The sequence below is a fragment of the Halomonas sp. NYA30 genome (assembly GCF_976980765.1).
Genome location: NZ_OZ334477.1, coordinates 226340 through 249374, shown reverse-complemented (window position 1 = coordinate 249374; position 23035 = coordinate 226340). Strand labels below are relative to the sequence as shown.

General features: G+C 57.5%; 15 protein-coding genes, 1 CRISPR repeat array and 1 riboswitch (1 of these 17 only partly in view). Of the genes, 7 read left to right on the top strand and 8 right to left on the bottom strand.

The features are described from left to right. Positions 1-6492: a CRISPR direct-repeat array (repeat unit 28 nt; unit sequence TTTCTGAGCTGCCTGGGCGGCAGCGCAC); it reaches 918 nt to the left of the window's first position. A gap of 129 nt (positions 6493-6621) precedes the next feature. The 6 genes from cas6f to cas1f all read right to left on the bottom strand — a co-directional run bounded on the left by cas6f (position 6622) and on the right by cas1f (position 15331). Beyond that, positions 6622-7191 (bottom strand): type I-F CRISPR-associated endoribonuclease Cas6/Csy4, encoded by a 570-nt coding sequence (cas6f, locus tag ACWI0H_RS01180; protein ID WP_101147090.1) that lies wholly within the window; start codon positions 7189-7191, stop codon positions 6622-6624. 3 nt (positions 7192-7194) lie between these two features. After that, on the bottom strand, positions 7195-8220 hold the full coding sequence (gene csy3, locus ACWI0H_RS01175; protein WP_101147091.1) for a type I-F CRISPR-associated protein Csy3: 1026 nt from the start codon (positions 8218-8220) through the stop codon (positions 7195-7197). A 15-nt stretch (positions 8221-8235) separates the two neighbouring features. Next, entirely contained in the window at positions 8236-9204 is a 969-nt protein-coding gene (gene csy2, locus ACWI0H_RS01170) for a type I-F CRISPR-associated protein Csy2 (protein WP_101147092.1), read from the bottom strand. Continuing rightward, entirely contained in the window at positions 9197-10579 is a 1383-nt protein-coding gene (gene csy1 / locus ACWI0H_RS01165; protein WP_101147093.1) for a type I-F CRISPR-associated protein Csy1, read from the bottom strand. The genes csy2 and csy1 overlap by 8 nt, the downstream gene beginning before the upstream one ends. A gap of 427 nt (positions 10580-11006) precedes the next feature. Continuing rightward, the gene (gene cas3f / locus ACWI0H_RS01160; protein ID WP_101147094.1) at positions 11007-14348 is read right to left on the bottom strand and encodes a type I-F CRISPR-associated helicase Cas3f; all 3342 of its coding nucleotides are present in this window, start codon (positions 14346-14348) and stop codon (positions 11007-11009) included. Then, positions 14345-15331, bottom strand: a complete 987-nt coding sequence (cas1f, locus tag ACWI0H_RS01155; protein ID WP_101147095.1) for a type I-F CRISPR-associated endonuclease Cas1f — start codon at positions 15329-15331, stop codon at positions 14345-14347. The genes cas3f and cas1f overlap by 4 nt, the downstream gene beginning before the upstream one ends. A 157-nt stretch (positions 15332-15488) precedes the next feature. On the opposite strand from cas1f, the gene ACWI0H_RS01150 reads away from it, so the two are divergent. From ACWI0H_RS01150 to ACWI0H_RS01125, 6 genes are all read left to right on the top strand, one after another. Then, positions 15489-16172: a hypothetical protein gene (locus tag ACWI0H_RS01150; protein ID WP_101147096.1), complete on the top strand. Its 684-nt coding sequence runs from the start codon at positions 15489-15491 to the stop codon at positions 16170-16172. Positions 16173-16503: 331 nt separating this feature from the next. After that, positions 16504-17238, top strand: coding sequence for a metal ABC transporter ATP-binding protein (locus ACWI0H_RS01145; RefSeq protein ID WP_101147098.1), 735 nt, complete (start codon positions 16504-16506; stop codon positions 17236-17238). Beyond that, positions 17222-18112, top strand: a complete 891-nt coding sequence (locus tag ACWI0H_RS01140) for a metal ABC transporter permease (protein WP_101147099.1) — start codon at positions 17222-17224, stop codon at positions 18110-18112. Before ACWI0H_RS01145 ends, ACWI0H_RS01140 begins: the two co-directional genes overlap by 17 nt. Positions 18113-18147: 35 nt before the next feature. Continuing rightward, positions 18148-19224: a metal ABC transporter solute-binding protein, Zn/Mn family gene (locus tag ACWI0H_RS01135; RefSeq protein ID WP_472954860.1), complete on the top strand. Its 1077-nt coding sequence runs from the start codon at positions 18148-18150 to the stop codon at positions 19222-19224. 170 nt (positions 19225-19394) lie between these two features. Next, positions 19395-20531, top strand: coding sequence for a class C beta-lactamase (ampC, locus tag ACWI0H_RS01130; RefSeq protein WP_431313164.1), 1137 nt, complete (start codon positions 19395-19397; stop codon positions 20529-20531). A 156-nt stretch (positions 20532-20687) separates the two neighbouring features. After that, positions 20688-21353: a cupin domain-containing protein gene (locus tag ACWI0H_RS01125; protein WP_101147102.1), complete on the top strand. Its 666-nt coding sequence runs from the start codon at positions 20688-20690 to the stop codon at positions 21351-21353. Positions 21354-21361: 8 nt separating this feature from the next. On the opposite strand, the gene ACWI0H_RS01120 is transcribed toward ACWI0H_RS01125, so the two are convergent. Then, a complete protein-coding gene (locus ACWI0H_RS01120) occupies positions 21362-21730 on the bottom strand; it encodes a DUF6164 family protein (protein ID WP_101147103.1) in 369 nt (122 codons plus the stop codon). Between the two features lie 9 nt (positions 21731-21739). Continuing rightward, positions 21740-22276 (bottom strand): lactoylglutathione lyase, encoded by a 537-nt coding sequence (gene gloA, locus ACWI0H_RS01115; protein WP_101147104.1) that lies wholly within the window; start codon positions 22274-22276, stop codon positions 21740-21742. A gap of 244 nt (positions 22277-22520) precedes the next feature. Here gloA and ACWI0H_RS01110 point away from each other — a divergent pair, with 244 nt between their 5' ends. Further along, the gene (locus ACWI0H_RS01110; RefSeq protein WP_485874583.1) at positions 22521-22865 is read left to right on the top strand and encodes a hypothetical protein; all 345 of its coding nucleotides are present in this window, start codon (positions 22521-22523) and stop codon (positions 22863-22865) included. 54 nt (positions 22866-22919) lie between these two features. Further along, positions 22920-23018: riboswitch (TPP riboswitch) on the top strand. Positions 23019-23035: the final 17 nt, after the last annotated feature.

The following is a 23035-nucleotide window of genomic DNA, read 5'->3' as shown; positions in this document are numbered from 1 at the left end:
GGCAGCGCACGCAGCTTGCCGAGCGCCTTCAAGGCTTCGTTCTTTCTGAGCTGCCTGGGCGGCAGCGCACGTTGAGCCTAGGAACTTGCGCGGGATGCCGGCGTTTCTGAGCTGCCTGGGCGGCAGCGCACATGGGCACGGTAGGCACCGGCAAAAGCCACCTTTTCTGAGCTGCCTGGGCGGCAGCGCACCCAACAAGCGGCCCATCATGTCCGACTTGAAATTTCTGAGCTGCCTGGGCGGCAGCGCACGGGGTGTAGTGAATGACGCATCAGGGTCAGATTTTCTGAGCTGCCTGGGCGGCAGCGCACTAACGCACGGTTGAATTGCTGCTTGGCCTCCATTTCTGAGCTGCCTGGGCGGCAGCGCACTTCGCGATGCGGGAGATTGACGGCATAAGCGATTTCTGAGCTGCCTGGGCGGCAGCGCACCTTAGCGAGCACTTGGAGTCTGCCGAGCTACTTTTCTGAGCTGCCTGGGCGGCAGCGCACCTTGGCGATCTGCAAAGCTGGCTTCCAGTTCCTTTCTGAGCTGCCTGGGCGGCAGCGCACGCTTCGTAGCTAACAGGATTGCGAGCTAGCTTTTTCTGAGCTGCCTGGGCGGCAGCGCACACGCCCGTAACCTGCGCAGCCACCTAGCGTCCTTTCTGAGCTGCCTGGGCGGCAGCGCACGCGATTAGCGGCCCGCCTTGCGCCCAGTCGATTTTCTGAGCTGCCTGGGCGGCAGCGCACGGCGCCAGCGCGCAAACCTTTGTGCTGCGCGTTTTCTGAGCTGCCTGGGCGGCAGCGCACGAGCTCATCAATGACCAGCTCATACGCGGGCTTTTCTGAGCTGCCTGGGCGGCAGCGCACCAAAGAAGCGAGGCGAACCTCCTACCCACATTTTTCTGAGCTGCCTGGGCGGCAGCGCACAGATGACAGCACCGCGCGGCAGGAACAGGAATTTTCTGAGCTGCCTGGGCGGCAGCGCACCGGGTGCTATTGTCCTTGTTGCTGAAGTACTGTTTCTGAGCTGCCTGGGCGGCAGCGCACTGCAAGCAGTGCGCGCGCCGTTCGTGCCAGAATTTCTGAGCTGCCTGGGCGGCAGCGCACAGGCCAACGCCGAACGTGGCACCGGTGTCGATTTTCTGAGCTGCCTGGGCGGCAGCGCACTAGGCGGTCGGCGGCGTCGACGAGGTCTATTTTTTCTGAGCTGCCTGGGCGGCAGCGCACTCGCAGGCCCAAAAACCCGCGCGCTACTTCATTTTCTGAGCTGCCTGGGCGGCAGCGCACCAGGTCGCCTGCCGACATCCAGATTTCATCGTTTTCTGAGCTGCCTGGGCGGCAGCGCACTGCAGTTCGCCCAGGCGCTGCTCGATGTGGGCTTTCTGAGCTGCCTGGGCGGCAGCGCACGCAGCTTATCCAGCACCTCTAACGAATCGTTATTTCTGAGCTGCCTGGGCGGCAGCGCACCCTTCCCGGTCTTTGCCCATCAGCACGCCAGCTTTCTGAGCTGCCTGGGCGGCAGCGCACGATCCCAAGAAGCGCTACTTTCGCGTGCGCACTTTCTGAGCTGCCTGGGCGGCAGCGCACAAGCAGCATGAAAAGGATCGCCGCTTCTTCCTTTTCTGAGCTGCCTGGGCGGCAGCGCACTGTTGGCATCACGGCGGTCCATCATTTGGGACTTTCTGAGCTGCCTGGGCGGCAGCGCACCGCAGAATGCGCACCATGACTTCACCGTCGCGTTTCTGAGCTGCCTGGGCGGCAGCGCACCGTTGGCCTTGAGGGCTTTTGCGTAGGGGTTGTTTCTGAGCTGCCTGGGCGGCAGCGCACCCGAAACGGCGGCGGTGTTCGCGGCCACCGATTTTCTGAGCTGCCTGGGCGGCAGCGCACCGTCGCGCCCGTAACCAGGGCAGGCGGGGCGTTTTCTGAGCTGCCTGGGCGGCAGCGCACTCACCCAACAGATCTAAAAAAGCGCGCTCGAATTTCTGAGCTGCCTGGGCGGCAGCGCACAACCGTAACCAGGGCGGTGTGAGGGCGAAGCCTTTCTGAGCTGCCTGGGCGGCAGCGCACCGTAGCAACTGTTCAATCTCAGCCAGGCTATTTTTCTGAGCTGCCTGGGCGGCAGCGCACACTGACGTTCGCGCGGCTGGCGGTACCGGAGATTTCTGAGCTGCCTGGGCGGCAGCGCACTGACAGGGCGCGCATGTCGCCGGTGTAGCCGTTTTCTGAGCTGCCTGGGCGGCAGCGCACGGTTCGCCCTGGCTGGGCGGCGAAGTGTTCGCTTTCTGAGCTGCCTGGGCGGCAGCGCACGCTGGACGGCGCCAGCGGGTCGCCTAGCTGGTTTTCTGAGCTGCCTGGGCGGCAGCGCACTTATCGCCAATTTGCAAATCGGCAGGGCGGCTTTTCTGAGCTGCCTGGGCGGCAGCGCACTACGAAACAATGCGCGAAAGACGCGCCCCGATTTTCTGAGCTGCCTGGGCGGCAGCGCACCGACCATGGATAGCCAAACAAAAACGGGCTCGTTTCTGAGCTGCCTGGGCGGCAGCGCACTGGCAGCATCGAGTTATTCCGAGTGACGTGGTTTTCTGAGCTGCCTGGGCGGCAGCGCACTTGGATTGTTAACGCCGATACGGCAGAGGAGGTTTCTGAGCTGCCTGGGCGGCAGCGCACTTCGTGCCAAAAGAAACTTTAACCCAGATCACTTTCTGAGCTGCCTGGGCGGCAGCGCACTGTATGAAAACGTACCAGTTTATTGATATTGATTTCTGAGCTGCCTGGGCGGCAGCGCACTCATCATTGCGCGGCGCATTCTCTTTCACCGTTTTCTGAGCTGCCTGGGCGGCAGCGCACGAGGCTTCACAATTTATGCTTTGCCCTAGCATTTTCTGAGCTGCCTGGGCGGCAGCGCACCTGAGAAATGCCAAAGCGTTTGCTGATTTTCATTTCTGAGCTGCCTGGGCGGCAGCGCACAAGACGTTTGGTTCCAGCGTTGGCGATGTAATTTTCTGAGCTGCCTGGGCGGCAGCGCACAAGATGAGTATCGCCGTGTCGCGGCACAGCTATTTCTGAGCTGCCTGGGCGGCAGCGCACTCGAGCGTCTGAATGAATACGATGAGCTGCTGTTTCTGAGCTGCCTGGGCGGCAGCGCACGTGGGGATGAAGAGGATGGCGTTCATTGGCAATTTCTGAGCTGCCTGGGCGGCAGCGCACGGCATCACTATCAACCCCCGGCTCACGCGCTATTTCTGAGCTGCCTGGGCGGCAGCGCACATTTACGCGACGTGTTAGGAAAGACCATGAATTTTCTGAGCTGCCTGGGCGGCAGCGCACATTAGCATTGAGCGCGGCCAGCGCGCCCTTGATTTCTGAGCTGCCTGGGCGGCAGCGCACACGCAGGGGCTTTTTTATGCAGGAGGGTTTATTTTCTGAGCTGCCTGGGCGGCAGCGCACACTGGCAGACACAAAAAAACCGCACTGTTGGCTTTCTGAGCTGCCTGGGCGGCAGCGCACCGGCAGCTCTTCTAGCAGCCGTTCATCAACGTTTTCTGAGCTGCCTGGGCGGCAGCGCACCCGCCGAACAACGCAGAGCCTAGCCCCGAAAGTTTCTGAGCTGCCTGGGCGGCAGCGCACTCTATCCAGTAGCGCGGCAATCCCTCGCCTGCTTTCTGAGCTGCCTGGGCGGCAGCGCACCTGGGCACAAACAACAAATGCCCGGTCTTGATTTTCTGAGCTGCCTGGGCGGCAGCGCACAAGTCGGGGCAAGCCTGATCGACGGTTTGCTATTTCTGAGCTGCCTGGGCGGCAGCGCACGCATGATCGTCAGCAACTGGGGCGGCATTGCTTTTCTGAGCTGCCTGGGCGGCAGCGCACTTTATTTGCTGTCATGTAAAGATTTTATCCGGTTTCTGAGCTGCCTGGGCGGCAGCGCACTGAAAATCTCATACGAAAAGCACGGCGTGGAATTTCTGAGCTGCCTGGGCGGCAGCGCACGCTCTGGGCTTTGGATGCCTGCAATGCGGACACTTTCTGAGCTGCCTGGGCGGCAGCGCACTTGATGTTCCCGTTTTCGGCACTGCCGTTCACTTTCTGAGCTGCCTGGGCGGCAGCGCACTTGCCGTGGTTAGCGTGGGCAGTGGGGGTAGATTTCTGAGCTGCCTGGGCGGCAGCGCACCAGTGGTCGATTGGCCGGTCGTTCCTGTAGACTTTCTGAGCTGCCTGGGCGGCAGCGCACGAGCCGGTGTTGCCCGCCGGCACCGTGATACTTTTCTGAGCTGCCTGGGCGGCAGCGCACAACGGGTGGCGGTAAACGATCCACGCCGCCACTTTCTGAGCTGCCTGGGCGGCAGCGCACGTTAAGCAGGGGCCAGCCTCTCGCGTCGTCGTTTTCTGAGCTGCCTGGGCGGCAGCGCACGTGGCACCTCCCTGGCTGCAGAGGTTGCCATTTTTCTGAGCTGCCTGGGCGGCAGCGCACGCGTACAGGTCCGCTAGGCGCGCATCCTCTACTTTCTGAGCTGCCTGGGCGGCAGCGCACTATAAGGATGTCATCTCCCCCTCTTTTGATTATTTCTGAGCTGCCTGGGCGGCAGCGCACGAGTGGCTCCCGATTCACCAGATGAAAGTAGATTTCTGAGCTGCCTGGGCGGCAGCGCACGTCGTATTCAGCCAGTAGCTCTGGATGCTCACTTTCTGAGCTGCCTGGGCGGCAGCGCACAGTCTGAGTTGGCGCGCGCTTGCGGGGTCAGTTTTCTGAGCTGCCTGGGCGGCAGCGCACGCTACCATTTAGGCGCTTGGCTTCGTTGAGTATTTCTGAGCTGCCTGGGCGGCAGCGCACCCCTGGTAGCCATAGTTGAAGCCCTGGTACCATTTCTGAGCTGCCTGGGCGGCAGCGCACACGGCACGGTCTCGGGCATTGCTAACCGTGCTTTTCTGAGCTGCCTGGGCGGCAGCGCACTGTCGCGCTTCGGCTGATCGTCGGTGTTGGCTTTTCTGAGCTGCCTGGGCGGCAGCGCACCCGCTCGATACCCGCGTAGGACACCGCGACTGTTTCTGAGCTGCCTGGGCGGCAGCGCACCCTGCACACCATGGCGATCGCACCGGCCGTAATTTCTGAGCTGCCTGGGCGGCAGCGCACCAGGGCGTGCGAAGAGCTACGGCCGTTTGATTTTTCTGAGCTGCCTGGGCGGCAGCGCACTTACAAAGCCAAAGGCCAAGCATTTTGGCTGGTTTCTGAGCTGCCTGGGCGGCAGCGCACGTAGGCCATCTCTGTTGGTTCACTCATCGCTTTTTCTGAGCTGCCTGGGCGGCAGCGCACACCGGCGCACCGCCTCCCGGCGGGGTGATTTTTTTCTGAGCTGCCTGGGCGGCAGCGCACGCTCAGCGTTTCAGTCGCTACCGTCTATCGCTTTTCTGAGCTGCCTGGGCGGCAGCGCACGTACCGTGTCCTATTGCCAAATGGCCTTGAATTTTCTGAGCTGCCTGGGCGGCAGCGCACTACCGTCGACTGGATCTGCTGGCGCGCTTACGTTTCTGAGCTGCCTGGGCGGCAGCGCACCACTTAGTTGCGGAGGTGCTGGGCCTCGCTGCTTTCTGAGCTGCCTGGGCGGCAGCGCACTGCTTGTTCCATTCGATACCGATGGGTTGCTTTTTCTGAGCTGCCTGGGCGGCAGCGCACACTGTTGGTGCTGCGTCGAACCGATGCTCATTTTTCTGAGCTGCCTGGGCGGCAGCGCACCTGGATACTGCGCTTCAAGCGCGACGGAACCATTTCTGAGCTGCCTGGGCGGCAGCGCACTTTTCGTAGTTGGTCAGGTACACGTCCGCATTTTTCTGAGCTGCCTGGGCGGCAGCGCACTATCACCGCGTCAGCCGCCGCCGCCATGGACTTTTCTGAGCTGCCTGGGCGGCAGCGCACCCTGAGTCGCTTTTCGCGAGCGCCGCGGCCTTTTTCTGAGCTGCCTGGGCGGCAGCGCACGACAATATCGTCACTTGGTCGCCGCGGTTACGTTTCTGAGCTGCCTGGGCGGCAGCGCACGATCTTGGCAGCCGCAAAGCAGGCTGGTTGATTTTCTGAGCTGCCTGGGCGGCAGCGCACGGGTGGTATCTCTGACTGGTTTGGCAATATGTTTTCTGAGCTGCCTGGGCGGCAGCGCACTCGCTGCGGGTTACATGCAGCTGAACGTTATTTTTCTGAGCTGCCTGGGCGGCAGCGCACCGTATCGTTGTGCTGCCCTGGGGTATCTGGTTTTTCTGAGCTGCCTGGGCGGCAGCGCACAAAACAGCCTGCCTCACTTACATGTCGCACTATTTCTGAGCTGCCTGGGCGGCAGCGCACGTCATACGCGGCTGTTTGACGATATCCTTCTTTTTCTGAGCTGCCTGGGCGGCAGCGCACACCTTTCTGGGTCAACACAGACGCATGAAGCGTTTCTGAGCTGCCTGGGCGGCAGCGCACGACTGAGCAGCCCAGCGATACTGGGTTGCTCGTTTCTGAGCTGCCTGGGCGGCAGCGCACTAGAGCATACCAAAATTAATGTGCTGATTGTTAAAGAGCTTTAGCCGAAAAAAGCGGTATCACCCTTTTCAGAGCGACACCGCTAAGTGGTTGATTATTGGTGGCCAATTTTCATGCTAGAAAAAAGGGTCAAAACCAGGGCACCGTGGCGTTGGGGCTTAGGCCGTAATGGCTAAACGTGCCTTCCGTTGCAGAAGCCAACGGTTTGCTATGTTCAATAAACAGGCTAAAACGCTGCTGGGTGGAGCGGCTATTGATCTGCACAAAGGGGAGCTCAATGCGTCGTTCAGCCAACTTGGCATAAATCTTCCGCGCCTCTGCTTCTGAAATATCATGCCGTTTGGCGTAACGTTTGGCCCGGCTTTCACTGCCCGTATTAAATTGCTTACGCGCCACGTTTATATGCTGAGTATTTGCAGGTACCGCAAGCACTTCGCTCACCTGGGTGTGGTCGCGCATACCGGTTAGCCAGTCCGCTCTCATTAGCTGCTGCAAACGTGCTTGCGTGCCATGCAAGCGAAGGTGATCGCCCAGTGTGCGAGCGCGAACACCGTGCTTATAGCCTGGGAAACTGGCGCCTACATCTTCGGCATGTAAATCAAACAGCGCCCGGTGCAGCTTGTTATAAAGCGCGCCCATTAACATTGCCGGGGCAAAGTCAGGATCGGGCCTTAAACGAATGTCGATATAGTGATCCATGGTTTACCCCGCTTCGCCGAATACACCACCGCGAATCAGGGTCGCCATCACAAAGTGCTGATCTTCCTTCGTAGGCACTTGGTCCTTGATCATCCAGTTATCTAGGAGTGAATAGAAATCAGCTTTCTGCTTGGGCTGGCGGTACGCTTTACCCTGCGTGGTCACTGAGCCATACGGCTCAACGGCAATCGGCCCAAGATCATCATCGTTTTCATTGGGGTACCAGGTGTCGATGGTACGAATGGCGTTACCCAACTTTTGCGAGTGAATACCGGCAATGTTGCTGACGTGATAAAGCGTTTTGCTCTTATCACCCCGGCCCCGCTCAAGAATCAGCTCTTGTGAAGGAAACACTTCTTGGCCACTGCCCACGCGCACATAGGCCACTACCTCTAGCAGTAAGTGCTGTTCCCCCACCAACGCGGCGGCGATAACACCGGCGAGTTCTTTAAGCTCGGCGGTCTCCTCAAAGGCCCGCAACGAAAGCGACAGTGCATCAAACGTCCACTCTTTGGTGGCTTTACCCTGCGCCAATTGGCGAACGCTTACCTCGACTTGCTCAGCGCCCATGCGGTTACGCCACAGAAAGCGGCCATTAGCGAGGTTATTGGCATAGCGATGCGCCAGCTCGCCGAAGCCTTGCGCTTGTTTATACTCGGCAACTGCCTGTTCCAGCTTGGCTTGGTACTCGGCGTTATTACAGGCCGAAGGCGTTCCGGCACCCGCCAATACGCGCAGCGTAAAACGAGCAACTAAGGTGTCTGCATCGTGGGGCAGCGTGGCGACATCCACCGTTTGCAGGTTGGGATTTTCAATCGCTGCGTCTAGCTTAGCGGGGTCTTGGTCTTTGGCTTTCAGGCGGTTGGAAATGGTGCCGCGCACCGACTTTTCGCGCACTTCTACCGGCTGCCACTGCTGATTATCTTGCCGCTTTTCCCAGCTGCTGGCGTAAAGCAGGGCATCGGAAGGATCAAGCTTGCGTTCAAAGGCGAGGACGGAAGCGGTTTTAAGGGTATCGTTTTTAGCCATGATAGAGCTCCTGGTTTACTGGGCAGTGGCGCGAAGGTGGTAATCGTTATTGAGTCGGTAAAGTCCCGCTTCTTCGTCGTTATCAACGTACCAAAGCAGGTCTTCCGGTTGCTTCATGCGGTGGGGGCTGACCCACTCGCCAATGGAGTAGAGGCTTTCAACAAAGCGAAACTGAGTCTTGGCATCGCGAGCATTGGCCACTTCGCCGGGATTAAATAGATCGGAAATAGCGCCGTAACCTACAGGGATAGGCACCAGCCAGCCGCGATAGGGGCGCTGAGCCTGCCAAACGGGCTTCTCGTTGGATTCACCTTCATTTTCCAGGGCGCAGTGGTGATTGAGCCGTGAAAGATCCAGCCACGCATCCAGCAAACTGGCATCCGGGTTCTGCTGTTGCAGCGTCTGGTGGTGCTCGGCGAGGTAGTCATCGCGCAGGGTTAGCGCAAAGCCCGGCAGCCAGCGCCGTTTTAGGCGTTCGAACTGCTTTTGCCGCTTTTCTTCATCGTCATCAAGCGCGACCCATTGCGGGCGTTGCTTGTGGCTTGGCACGGCGCGGTTAGGGATGACGCTACCACCGGCAATACGCATACCTGCAACGATCTCACTGATTTGTTTGGCAATCTCATCATGCTCACTTTCTGCCGCGGCTGAATCAATCGTGAAGATCAGCGTGATATCCAGATGGATGCGCCCTTCTTCTACAATCGCTGCCGTTCCGCCAGTTTTATCCACTGGATTACGGGTGAGATGAAAACCACGGATATAGCCGCCTTCAGTGGCCTGGGCTTCAAAGTCATGGCAGATAACGCCGACGTTACCGAGCGAAACGTTGATGCCTGCTGCATAGAGTTTGCGTTCCAGGGCGTGCATCAATCCCACAAAAGCACTCATGGCAGGAAAGCCCCAGGTCATTGGGCTGGAAATCGCATTAGCGTTTTGTACCCGCAGGCGTGGTAAAACCAGGAGGTTTTTCACTTCACTCATCGTCATCACCTCCTGGCAGGTTGGTTAAGTCTTCCATTAGGTTTTCCATCCAGCGGCGGTCACGATCTAGCAGGCGTTGATGGGTGGCATCTTTTGCCAGCGTTTTCTGCCAGTGGCGAAATTCCACATCACCTAATGGGAGCTTTTCACCCAACGCAGCATTGAGCCAGTTAGCAAAGCGGTGGCGAATCTCGTCTGCCCACTCCACGCTGTTTCGTGCTTCACGAAAAGCGGCATCTTCCTCGGCACGGCCAGGATCTAACCAAAAGGCTTCTTCGGCGACCAATTCGCATTTTTCATCCGCACTCCACCCGGCAGGTAGGCTGTGCATTTGCATGGCAAACAGCGCCAGTTCATCCATCAGCATGGCGGTGTAGTCATCACGTAAATCGCGGGTGTGCATGTCGGTAGAGGGGTTGGTCTCCAGAAAGCGCTTGAGGTCTTTAACAAGGGCGCGCACTTCTGAGCGGCTGCCAAATACGCCTGGATGGGAGAAAACCGATGCTACTTTTAGCGGTGGGCGAATATCACGGACATTCCAACTGGGCGGAAGCGACGCCAACAAATAGTTGTTACCGCCCCGCTCGCTATTCAGCTGCGAGATATTTTGCGGCTTGGTGCCGCCCATTTTTTGTACGGCCAAGTTGGGGTAGCTGTGAACGGGTTGCTCAGCGTAGTTGCCCTCCCGTTTAGCTTTACGTGCCTCTTTAGCCTCTTCGCTAAAGCGGTCATGGTTAATGGTTTGAAATACGCGGTGGGCCAGCGAGGTGGCATAGAGCGGTGCTAATAGATGAAAATTCTCGGCATCACTTTCTACGTCTGCGGCATCATCACCTACCAGCCAGTAGAGCTGTTTGCCTCGGGTATGTGAGGCGTGCTCGCCACGCGGTTCGGTAATCGCCGCAAAGGCGCTGATCCACGCCTGGGCTTGTTCGGGGTTATCGCTTAACGCTTTGGCAAACTCGCTATCATTTTCTAGCGCACGCTCAAGCAGCGATTTTCCCTCGAGCTGCAGCTTCAAGAACTTATAAACATCCAAGGCTGCGGCGTTCCCCACCACATCGCCCGCAAAATTAGCGGGTAGTACATGACTGCCAACAAGGTTGTGGGTATGTAGCGATTCGGGCGGAGCGTAAAGGTTGGAGCCTTTGGCATCGGGGTGGATAGGTTTTAGCGAGTGGGTGACGACTTGCAGTTGACCAACGCGCCTTGCCGCATCGTTGATCCAGGTATCGAATTGGAACTGTTCAACCAGTGCTTGGTATTTTGGATCGTCGGGAGCTAGCTTTTCCGCCTTGGTATCGAAGCGATCTTTTAAAAAAACTTCGACTAATGTTCGGAGTTGCTGCCAACTTCCACTAGGAATGGTAGGCATTATTTATCCTTACGAATTTGGGAATCACTGAAATTCGTGCCAAAATAAGCCCCGAGGCAATACGCCTCGGGGCATCTGGCAGGCCGATCTAAAAATCGGCCTCAAAATATTATGTTTACATGATAGCCAATCATGCTCAGATTCCTCCTATCTGCTCTGACCCTGCAGATTTGGGTAACGACGATATACGAATGTGTTTCAAGCTAGCCAAGGAGGTGTGCGACCACCCCTTGGCTAAATTGATATTAGGGCACCACTCTAAAATTATCAACCAGTTTATTAATTAGTGTAATCAAAATAGAAAATGACTTTGACTGCCCGTGCCACTACCATATTTTTGTTGCCGCCCAGGCAGCTCAGAAAAGTTTCTTAATCAGAGTAACTTACGCTGCCGCCCAGGCAGCGGGCCGGTGTCTATCACCGGCCTTCATTTACTCCGCCAAAATCCCAGCACCGGGTGATATCCCCAGCGTTGGTTTCTAGCCGAGGCGGTTACCGTGCCGAAGGTGCGAGCGGCGCGATCAAGGGAGATATCCAAGTCTTCTGCCAAGTCAGCCAGGGCTGTTAAATAGTCGTTGGCTCCCCAGGGCTGAATCCGCTCGCCCTGCTCTTTTGTCAGGTCTATCCGCACCAGCAGGCTCTCCTCCACCAGAACGTAGAGCTTTTCACCTCGCCTTGCGCCATCGTCTACGCGGTGTAGTGTCCAGGTTTCTCCTCCCTCATCGGGCAGCAGCGCTAGGGTTATTTCAGGTTCGAGCTGCTTGCGAAATGGGTCACGCTGAATCAATACACCGGTTAAGTGCACCTGTGGTACGGCGTACCAACTATAGGCCCCCAGCGGTGGTGGCTTGGGCTGCTTGCCAAGCCTGATCTCTTTTTTGGTTAACGGTTCGGCGGGCTGTTCGATCATCAGTTGATGCAGCCGCTCATGCTCCAAATCGACGAGACTTTCTTTAGCGTGCAGCACTTCCCGCGCCAGCACGCGCGGGCGGGCATCTATCACCTGGTACTCATCTTTAGTTAACAGCGTGGTAAGTGAGTGGCTATTAAGTTTCCAGGCCATCTTCGTTTCGAAGCCTGGCTTATGAAAAGCGGGCTCATCCGCGCGCTCCAGGTGTTTTAGATTGGTCTCTAGCAGCAAAATATTGGCCACTTCACAGGCCTGCTCGCGGTGTCGGCGCACCCGGCCCGCTAGTTGGATAATTGAGCGCATGGAAGAAGGCTCGACAATGGCCCAGTCATAATCGTGGTCGCGGCCCACTTCGGTGACCGGCGAGCCCAGCACGATAAACAGGTGGTCGTTTTCTTCGCTGCTATCCAGCAGGCGGCGGATATCGGGCTGCTGAAACACGCGCTCGGGCTCGGCCCGTTGCAGCGTTTTATCTAACCGGCGCTCAATCTCCGAGCGCATCACCAACGGGTGGCGCGAGTGGTAAACGCAGAGGTGAATGCGCACACCTTCTGGCGCGCCCTGCTGAAACAGTGCCCTGGCCACATCCACCAAGGGGTCGATATTGGCCATGCGAATCAGACCGAAACTGACGCGCTTGCTGGTGTGGGGGTCAACGGAATGATGCTGCTGGTGCATCGCCAATGCATGTTCGCGTAGCAGCGTTGCAACTGCGGGCCTGATTTCTTCTGGCCGTTTACCCAACGCTGGCAACGCTAAAATATCGCCACTGCGTCGCACCGGGCTGGAGGCTAAGCGCTCTAGCCGGCGCTTGGCAAAAGCCTGATGTGTCGCCTTGAAGGTCTCGCTACTGGCGCAGTTTTCATGTTGGCGGTCGTGCTCGTCGAACCAGGCGCAGCAGATATCGACCGCCAAACCCGGTTCGCCTCGGTGGCGTTGAAAGGCTTCGCGACCGCTGCGGTAGGCTTCATACAACCCTTCGACCAACGCGGGCGGCAAGGTGGCCGATGAAAGCAACACCCGTGATCCCAAAAGTCCCGCCCAATTGACGAGCCGAGTAAGCGCGGGCAGGTCGTTAATATCGAAATCGTCGATTTCATCGAGGACTAAATCACTACTCATCAGGCGCAGCATTGGCACGATTTGCCGACCGCCGCGCGTGCTTTCCGTGGCGGGCACCAGGTGGTCAACGGTACATACCAAAATAGGTGCGGCGGTTAGCGCTCGGGTGCCCGGTTCATCGTTCAGTCGGCGCAGTACGGGGTGGCTATCAAAATTGCCATCAAACACCACGTGGGCGTCTTCTTCGATAAGTGCCTGTTTAGATGCCGAGCCACTGGCTTCGGCCTCTTGCTCGTAGTGCGCAAACAGAGCTTTATTGGCGCTGCCGCCTACGCGCACGGCGAGTTCATCTTCACCCAGATTCAGACGCTCACGAAGGGCTTGACCAGTTTGCAGAGTCAGCGTGCGTAACCCCAGCGCAATGCTAAAGCGCGCGCCCTGCTGAGGGTCGGCCAGCGCGTACATAATGCGCCCATTCGCCAAGGTTTTACCGCAGCCGGTGGATGCCATATTGATGCCAAAGAAGCCCTGGCGCTGGCTGCGCGCTCTAAGCGATTGGGCCAGATCAAAGGCTTTATCCTGCCAGCGAAAGCGCGGGTGACTGCTGCGCTTACGAAAACCTTTATGGCGGGCTAAACGGGGCAAGTGGCTGTCGACGCTAGGCAGCGCACGGGCGACCGCGGCGGCGTGCTTTTCGACGCCAAGAATATGCTCATCCAATGGCTGATTGGGTTTGCCGGTTTTGCGCACGGTATTGGCAACCAGTGGATAGTTGGACTCACCACGCACTCGATGCAGTGGGTCTTCCAGGCTTGAGTAGTGGTGATCGGCCAGCATTAAACTTAGCCGCGCTAAGTGCATGACGTAGTGACTCTCCAACCAATGGCCATCTTTGTCCAGCCGCGCCTGTAAACGCGTGGCAAGCTTTGTGGCGCGTTCCCTCCAGCGTGTTGTGCTAACGGGTAACCCGCCACTAAATTGCCAGTAGGGCGCGATGCGATTTGGGTCTTGCGTCTCAGGAATTTCGTTCCACTCGGCGCTAATCGACTCAAATAACGCAGGCAGTTGCTCGGCTTGCAGGTTGATGCTTCCACCCCAGCGCCTGGGAATATCGTTATCGTACGACGGCGGCTTTAAGGGCAGCCGATGGTGACTAAGTACTAGCCAACCAAGCGCAGCGGCAAGCGGCGGCAAATGACTAAACACCGCTGAAGTAGCCTCATCCAGACCATCACGCTCTAACCCCTCCAACCAGTCCTGCTCTTGATAGTCACCTTCGGCCAGGCGCGCCAGCCAAGTGGCATCGTCGTCATTACCCACAAATGCCTGAAACAGGCGTAGCGATATCCACTCATGACGGTATAAGTTGCGGCCTTCCAGCTTGCCCTTAAGCCGTAGCTGAAAGGCGTCGCAAGCTTTTCCCAGGTCGTGCAGTAGCGCAGCTAGCGCGGTGAGCAGGAGAATATCTTCACCGCTATGCCAGTCGTTTTCATCGCGACGACGCAATATATCTCTGGCGGTGGTATTGGTTGGCACTGCGCCATTGATATTAAACCTTGAAGCATCCCCCACTACCCACATCAGTTCGCTGTGGTCGTGACCACGAATCCAGTGGCAGGCGACGGCGGTGTTTTTGCGGGCTTTTTTACGCAGCAGTTTGCGCAGTGTGTCCAGCCCGGCCTGGGTGATCGGCGTTTGCCAGGTGCGGTCGCCCCGGCGTTCGGCAAACTGATCAAGGATGCGGCGCGTTTCTTTAAGGGCGTTTTTGTTGCACTGGGAAATCAACAGCACGTTCATGCTTCGCCACCCCCCGACTCTTGCCCTAGCTCTTGGGCGACTTCCTTGAGCGTATCAATCATAAAGTCGAGGGATTCGGTGCGCGTTAAGCGCTCGATGCAGGCTTGGCGAAATTCCTGCTCTTCATCGCCGCGCATGGCGGAAATAAATGCCTGGGGCAGAATCACCGCGTCTTTTACCAAGTCGGCTACATCAAACACCAGCCCGCCCCGGCGGGTTTTACCGTGGAGTACCGCAAGCCCGTGAGGAATCCCCAGCACCCAGGTGGCGGTCGCCGCCAGGCCGTAAGCAAGGTAGTTGCCGTGATCAAGAAATCGGTTGGCAGGGTCAGTGCCCGAGCCGCGTTTGGCACGGGTGAAGTCCCCGTAATCAACGGCATTCACCGCCAGCTTGAACAGCGTTTTGGTTAAACGTGCTTCTAGGGTCAGCAGGTCAACGGTGCTGGGGGCTTGGGTAATCGCTTCGCGATGATGGGCAAGGGCACTCTGCAGGTGATCAGTGGATATACCAAAGCCTGCATCTTTCATAACACGGCTGGTCCACAGCGCTTCGATACGGGCAAGTCGCGCCTGCTGAAACGCCCGGGCGGCATCCAGGCGCTTTACATCATCGAACCAAAAGCGCACCCAGTATTGCAGGTACTCCGTGGGCCGGTACTCGCTTTGCGGGGTCAGCCAGGCGACATCTACATCGACCTCATTGGCAGCAAATAATGGCGTACCGCCGCCGCCGCAGAACCCAACTAATACGCCTGCCTTGGCAAGCTCGCGCATGGCTGCCTGGGTAATCGAGGTGCCGGTGCCCAGCAGTATCGAGGTGGTGTTGGCAATGGGGATATTCCAATAGCGGGATTTGCTGCCTTCATCGGTGACGTACTCTACGCGGCCACCATTCACCAACACTCGACAATGCTGAAGGTAATAGAGGTTAGCGCGCTTGGAATGAAGAATGGTTTTTAGGTCATTGGGCGAAAAGTCATCCATGCGGCGCTCCTGGTTATCGTCTCTCCTCATCTAATCATTCTTTATGAGCAAACACCATGAATCTTAGTCATACTTCGCTTCGTGTTATTCCACGCTAGCCAGCCGCGAACGCCGTGCTACGCTTAGCGCTATTGATCCCGTTAATAGGCACTTCCTTATGCATGCTTTTCGTCTTCTCTCCGCGCTGGTTACGACGCTGGTGATTGCCCTACCTGTCTCTTTGCAGGCCCACGCACAAACCCAGGCTCAAACCGGCGGGCAGTGGAGTGAGTACGATGATGTGTTTGAGGATGGCGCGCGCCATGCGCATGTTTGGCAGTGGGGCTGGACAGGCATTTACGGCACTAGCCTGGCAGTGAATGCGTACCAGTCGAGTGAGGCAAACGACGCGGATGACCGTTTTGATGCGCGAGTGGGGGTGGTGAAATCTGCGCTGGCGCTGGGCGGTATGCTGACCGACCGCCAGCCGCACCCGGCGGCGTTGGCCGAATATGAGCGTTTGAAAGCCAGCGGCGAGCTAAGCGGTGTGCAGGCGTTGGGGTTACAGCTTTCCCAGGCGGAACGTGAGCGGCGCGGCTGGGGCGCTCGCGTGGGCTCATTGGTGGTTAATGGTGTGGCGGGGGCGGTAATTGCTGCCGATGGTCGTGAAAGCGATGGCGCCATCAACTTCGCGACGGGCATGCTGGTCAACGAGCTACAGATTTGGACACAGCCGAATCAGGCGACCTCTGCGATTAATCGCTTCCAACCCGCTAATCTATCGCTGGGTCCGATGACTATTCCTGGTGAATATGCACTCCATGTAGGGCCACAGCAGCTTGGTGCTACCTGGCGCTACTAGGTTTTTACGCCAACTGCCTGCGCCAATCTCCCCCACTTATTTGTGACTCTAAAAAGCGCTGTCGGCAGTTTTCGGCTAGCGCTTTTTCGTTGTCAGCGCGGCATTAACGCGTAAAATATTCAGCAATTTTTTGGCTTTTCCAAATGTTATGTTATAACCTATTTGAAATTACACGAGGCCGCCTGATGAGTGAGCATACGCACCGCCATAACAAGGAAGGTCCTTGTCACTTCTCCTTGATGTCATTATCGGCTGTTAAACGGCTGTTGTTTGTCACCGTGCCGTTGTTGGTGCTTTGGTGTTTGGTGGTTTGGGCTGGTGGGTGGCTAGGATGAGTCAGCGCTCTTTATCACGCTGTCAGTTGCATAATCTGCATTTGGCTCAAGCGCGCCGCACGGTGCTTGAACACCTTGAGGGCGACTTTCAACCGGGCGCCATTACCGCGCTGATCGGCGCTAACGGGGCCGGTAAAAGCACGCTGATTCAGGCGATTATGGGTGAACTGCGGCCGATTAACGGTGAAGTGGTTTGTACGGTACCCAAAGAGCGCCGGGCGTGGCTGCCCCAACAGTTGGCGTTAGACCTGACCTTCCCGATGAGTGTGGAAGAGCTGGTGATGACTGGCAGTTGGCCCAGCCACGGCGCGTTAACCGGCTACTGTGCAGCGCACTATCGCAAGGGTCGCGAGATCATGGCGCGGCTGGGGATCTCGCACTTGGCCCACCGCCCCTTGGGCGAGCTTTCCGGTGGTCAGCGCCAGCGCGCACTGATCGGCCGCACACTGATGCAGGAAGCCGAACTGCTGCTGCTTGATGAGCCGTTTGCCAACGTGGATAGCGAGACCGTGGATATTTTGATCCGCATCCTGCGCCAGATGGCGGACGACGGCGCGACGATTATTGTCGTGCTCCACGATATGGATCACCTGCAACGCTTGGCCGATGAAGTGTTGATGCTAAACGGCGGCCATGGCCGTTGGGTCGCGCCGAGTGCGCTTACTGATCACCATTCACCCGCGCAAGTGGTGCCGTTTACTCTCGGAGGTCGTCATGCTGGATCTGCTTAATGCGTGGCTGATCAGCCCCTTCGATTACGGCTTTATGCGCCGTGCGGTGGTGGGTGGTTTGGCGCTTTCGCTGGCCGCCCCGCCGCTGGGAGTGTTTTTGGTGCTGCGCGGCATGAGCCTGATTGGTGACGCCATGGCCCACGCCATTCTGCCGGGCGTTGCGCTGGGGTTCCTGCTGGCAGGGTTTTCGCTGCCGATCATGAGCATTGGCGGGGTACTGTTTGGCTTAATGGTCGCGCTGCTGGCAGGGGCGGTCTCAAAAATGGGCGGCCAGCGCGAAGATGCCGCCATGGCGAGCTTCTTTATCATTTCGCTGGCCGCCGGTGTCATGCTGATTTCGATTGGCGGCAGCAGTGTAGATCTTACCCATGTGCTGTTTGGCTCGATTCTGGCAATCAACTCCACCGCGCTACTACTGATTGCAGGCATCAGCACGCTGATTGTGGTGACGCTGGCCATCGTGTTTCGCGCATTAGTGGTGGAGTGTTTAGACCCGCTGTTCTTACGCGGCCAAAGCCGCCGTAGCGGTTGGGTGCACAGCGTGTTTTTGGGGCTACTGGTGCTGAACTTAACCGCCGGCTTTCAAACCCTGGGCACGCTAATGGCGGTGGGCTTGATGATGCTGCCTGCTACCTCCGCACGCTTTTGGAGTAAACGGCTTGAGGGGTTGATCGGCATCGCGATTGTACTGGCCATGGTGGCGAGTACTGGCGGCCTGCTGCTCTCTTTCCATCTGGATATTCCTTCTGGCCCGAGCATTATTCTGCTGGCCGGGGCGGGGTATCTGTTTTCGGCCCTGTTTGGTCGCTATCACAGCTTGGCAGCCAAGCTGCGGCGTAAGACAACGCCATTGGCCGTGGAGCAAGGGTCTTAATCGTCCCTATTTATACTTATCGTAAGGAGTGTTGCATGTCGCTTGCCTATTTATCCTATCGGCCGTCGCGCTGGTTAGTGGGTGTTTCCGCCCTGCTGGCGCTGCCTGCCGCTATCGCTGATGAACGCGTTCAGGTGGTGACCAGTTTCTCGATACTGGCGGATATGGTGGAAAACGTAGGCGGCGAGCATGTTGAGGTGACCTCTCTGGTGGCTGCCGACGGCGATGCCCACGTCTACTCCCCCAGCCCCGGAGACGCCCGCTCTCTAGCGAACGCGGATTTGGTGGTGTTCAACGGTCTGCTGTTTGAGGGCTGGATGGAGCGTTTGATTAGCGCCAGCGATTATTCAGGTGCACTGGTCACCGCAACGGATGGCGTTGAACCACTCTCTTTAGCTGAGCATGAAGACCATGACGAGCACGGCCATGAGGAGCATGGGCATGACCAGCACGCTCACGAAGAGCAGGATCATGAAGAACATGGGCATGACGACCACGCCGATCACGACCATGGTAATGAAGACCCGCACGCTTGGCAGGATATGCAGCAAGCCGAGGTGTATGTCGCCAATATTCGTGACGGTTTAATCGCCGCGGATGCCGATAACGCCGATGCTTACCGCGCCAATGCGGAGCAGTATTTACAGGAAATGGCCGAGGTAGACGCCGAGATTCGTGCGCTAATTGATGAGATTCCGGCTTCCACCAGCGTGATTACCGGGCATGACTCCTTTGGCTACTTTTCCAGCGCTTACGGGGTGAACTTTCTCTCTCCGGTGGGGCTTTCGACCGAAGCTGACCCCAGTGGCGCCAGCATGGCCGCGCTAGTGGATGTGATTGCGCAGGAGAACGTACAGGCGCTGTTTCATGAGAACATGACCAATCAGTCGATCATCAACCAGCTCGCCGAAGAGACCGGCCTGCCGATCGCCGGTACGCTTTACGCCGATGCATTGACCGCAGAAGGCGAAGCCAGCACTTACCTGGGCATGATGCGCCACAATGCCCGTGTGCTGCATGATGCGTTAGCAGAGCCCGGATATATAAAGCCCGGTCATGACGATCATGAGCGTGACCACGATGACCATGACCACAGTGAGCATAATCACTAAGCCGATAGGGTTATAAACGCTGCTCACGTCGTGATAGATATGAGCAGCCATATCACCAATCATCTTTATCACGCTCTTTGCGGCTGGCCATACCCCTAACTTACTTGCCGCACCCACTACCACAGGATCTTGGTATGCGTAAGTTAGTAGCGGTAACAACCTCCTTTCTCATGACCAACTCACTCCTGCTCGGCAGCGCTGCCTGGGCGCTTGAAACAGCCGATAGCGACGCAGTTGAAGCGCTGGTGAACGAGACTATCGCCCCACTGATGGATGAGCACCGCATCCCGGGCATGGCGGTCGCGCTGAGCATCAACGGCCAGCAGCACTACTTTAATTATGGCCTCGCCAATCAAGAAGCGGGGATTCCGGTCGCCGATGAGACGCTGTTCGAGCTGGGCTCCATCAGTAAGATTTTCACTGCGGCGTTAACAGGCTACGCGCAGGCCAGCGGTGCGCTTTCGCTTTCCGACGCGGCCAGCGAGCACCTGCCTGCCCTTGAAGGCAGTGCCTTCGATGAGATCACATTGCTGGAATTGGGCACTTACACCGCGGGTGAACTGCCGCTGCAGTTTCCCGAGGCGGTTAACAACGAAGCGGCAATGGTCGACTACTATCGCCAGTGGCAGCCTGAATCCACGCCTGGCAGTCATCGGCTCTACTCCAACCCGAGCATAGGGCTGATGGGGTATTTAACCGCCCAACGTCTCGGAAAGCGTTATGCAGCATTGATGGAGGAACATCTCTTCTCACCGTTAGGGCTTGACCACAGTTTTTACCAAGTGCCTGAAGCACAGCAGGCGCACTACGCTTACGGTTACTCGAAAGAAGATGAGCCGATTCGGGTGAACCCCGGCGTATTGGATGCTCAGGCTTACGGCTTGAAATCAACTGCTGCAGATGTGCTCACTTTTGTGGAAGCCCACATGAATGACTCAGCGCTGGAAGCCCCCCTACGCCAAGCCCTGACGGCCACGCGCACGGGGTACTTTGAGGTCGGCAATATGACCCAGGGGCTGGGCTGGGAAAGCTACGCCTACCCAGTAACGCTTGAGCAGCTGCTGGCAGGTAACTCACTTGAGATGATATTAGAGCCCAACCCTGCCAACCGCTTAACGCCCCCTTTAGCCCCTCGGCAAGAGGCGCTTTATAACAAGACCGGCTCAACCAACGGCTTTGGCGGCTATGTGGCTTTTGTGCCCAGCGAGCAGATCGGCATTGTGATGCTGGCTAACCGTAACTACCCCAATGGTGCCCGCATAGAAGCAGCGCACCAACTGCTTACCGCACTGGCAGAAGCCCACTGAGTCTCTCTCGCTTAAAACAGTCTAATGCCGCCGTTGGCGGCATTTTTTATGGCATCATCGCTAAGATCAAACAACCTAAAGTTGCATTTTTCGCTGTCAATAAGGAGACTATTACTCCTCCCCGATACTTACCTTCACTGCGAAGAGCCCTTTCCCATGCGTCTAAACGCCGATTTTAGCCACTTTGCCTGTGTTACCCCGGAAGAGTATCAGTGGGTCGATTCCCCCAGTGCGGGGGTCGAGCGCATGATGTTTGACCGAATTGGTGATGAAGTTGCCCGTGCCACCAGTCTTGTTCGCTACGCGCCTAATACGCAATTTGAGCGGCATACCCACGGCGGCGGCGAAGAGATCCTGGTGTTGGAAGGCGTGTTCGCCGATGAGCATGGGCGCTACCCAGCCGGCAGCTACTTACGAAACCCCATCGGTACCGGCCACACGCCACAGATTGGCGAGGAAGGCGCGCTGATTTTTGTCAAACTGCACCAGTTTGACCCCAACGACACGCTCCAGCTGGCGGTACCTGCGCATCGGCTTCCCTGGCAGCCGGATCGTCGCCCGCGCATTGCCTACAAGATGCTGCACACCTACAAGCAGGAGCGCACCAGCCTGGAACGGTGGTCGGCGGGCACCTCCATCACTTACCCCACGCTGCTGGGCGGCCTGGAGTTTTTGATTCTTGAAGGCAGCCTAAGCGATAGCGAGCATAGCTACACGGCGGGCACCTGGTGTCGCTACCCCAGCGGCGCAGCCCCTGCACTCACCGCCGGTGAAAATGGCGTGATGATGTACCTCAAACGCGGTCATCTGCCGCCCGCATAGCTTAGTGCTTAGCTTCGTGATAAGCCCAGAAACGGCAGCAGCGTAAGAGCCGCAATAAGCCCCACGGCTAACAGCACCAGCACCACCTGCAGCGGGTGAGCGGCCAAGCGATGCCACAATGTTTCCGCGTCGCCCCGCTCAACCGCTGCTTGATGCTCACGCTGGACGCGGTCAAGGCGCTCCGCCTGATAGGCGTCTAGCGCGGCGATAGCCGCATCATGCTGATGTGGATTACGTAGCCAGATAGCATCGACCCCCAGGCGGAAAAAGCCCGCCTGGGTTTCATAGGTATCAAAGCCATGGTCGGCCAACAGGTCACGCACTTCCATGGCCTCTTCGTCGGTAACGTGGCGCAGCCGGAACAGTAGTTCAGCCATTGGCGTGCCTCATGCGTCGCTTTTACCCGCCATCAGGTCTGCCTGAATTACTTCGATCCAGTAGCCATCCGGGTCCTTAACGAAGATAACATCCTTCATTTTGCCCTGATCAGCGCGTTTTACGAAGGTGACGTCGTGCTCGTCAAACCATGCCTGTGCCGCTGCCAAATCCGGCACGTTAAAGCAGATGTGCCCAAAGCCCTGGGGCTCGGCATTGCCATCGTGATAGGCGAAATCTTCCTGGTTTTCAGTCCCCCAGTTGTGGGTCAATTCCAACAGCCCCTTCTGGCTAAACGTCCATACGGTACGCGCGTCAGTCTCTTCCGGCACGCTGTCGCTCGGCTCCACGTTGGCTAAAAAGTAGAGCGAGAACTGCATCTCCTCGAAATCCAGCCGCCGCAGTACCTGCATGCCAAACACTTTTGAGTAGAACGCCAGCGCCCGCTCGGGGTCTTTGACCCGCAGCATGGTGTGGTTTAAACGGAATCCTTGGGTTTGAGGCGGTGTATCGACGACACCAGGATGCTGCTCACCTTGAAAACTCATCACGCTCTCCTGTCGCTAATACTGTTCATTGACTCTATTGAGCCTCACATACCGCTTACCATGGGGGCTTTATTGCCAGAATGCTAGCCCTTACAAGCACGTAGGCAGTGTCGTATCGGGGCACCGGTAAGCGCACTAGCAATCCTAAACAAAAACCCTACACTTATTATCCATAAGATTTACAAAAGAAGTTCCCGCCACATGATCGATGCCCCTGATTGAGGGCGTCCTTCAGGAGGTTTTTATGACTGCGATTGATATGACGCTGGGTGATCACTTAACCCTCAAGCAACTTTCCAATGCGCTTCACAACGGCTTTTCGCCCATTGTTGAAGTGGAGTCGATGGATGGGATTTACAGAGTGCGCTTTCATCACGCTAACGGCGTGTCTGACCTCAGTGATAACAAAGGGCACGTCAGTACTTTTCTCGGCACGGGTGAAATCCGCGATACCTTAGGCCAACTTGGCTTGACCCACGGCGTGCTAACCTTCGCCGACCAGTGCGGTGATGAGATGATTGGGGTAGAAGGTAAAGCGATAACGCCTGATGAAATGCTTACCTACGGCACACGTATTTCGTTTCGTTAGATTGCCATCGTCCGCATCCGGGGCTTTACAGGGCTACTTCAGGCAAGGATAGTATTCCATCGACAGGGGCGCCCTCCATGACGGCAGGGCTGAGAAGCACCCTTTGAACCTGAACCGGATAACACCGGCGTAGGGAGTCGTGGTAACGCTTACCACCTCCCTGCCGGGAG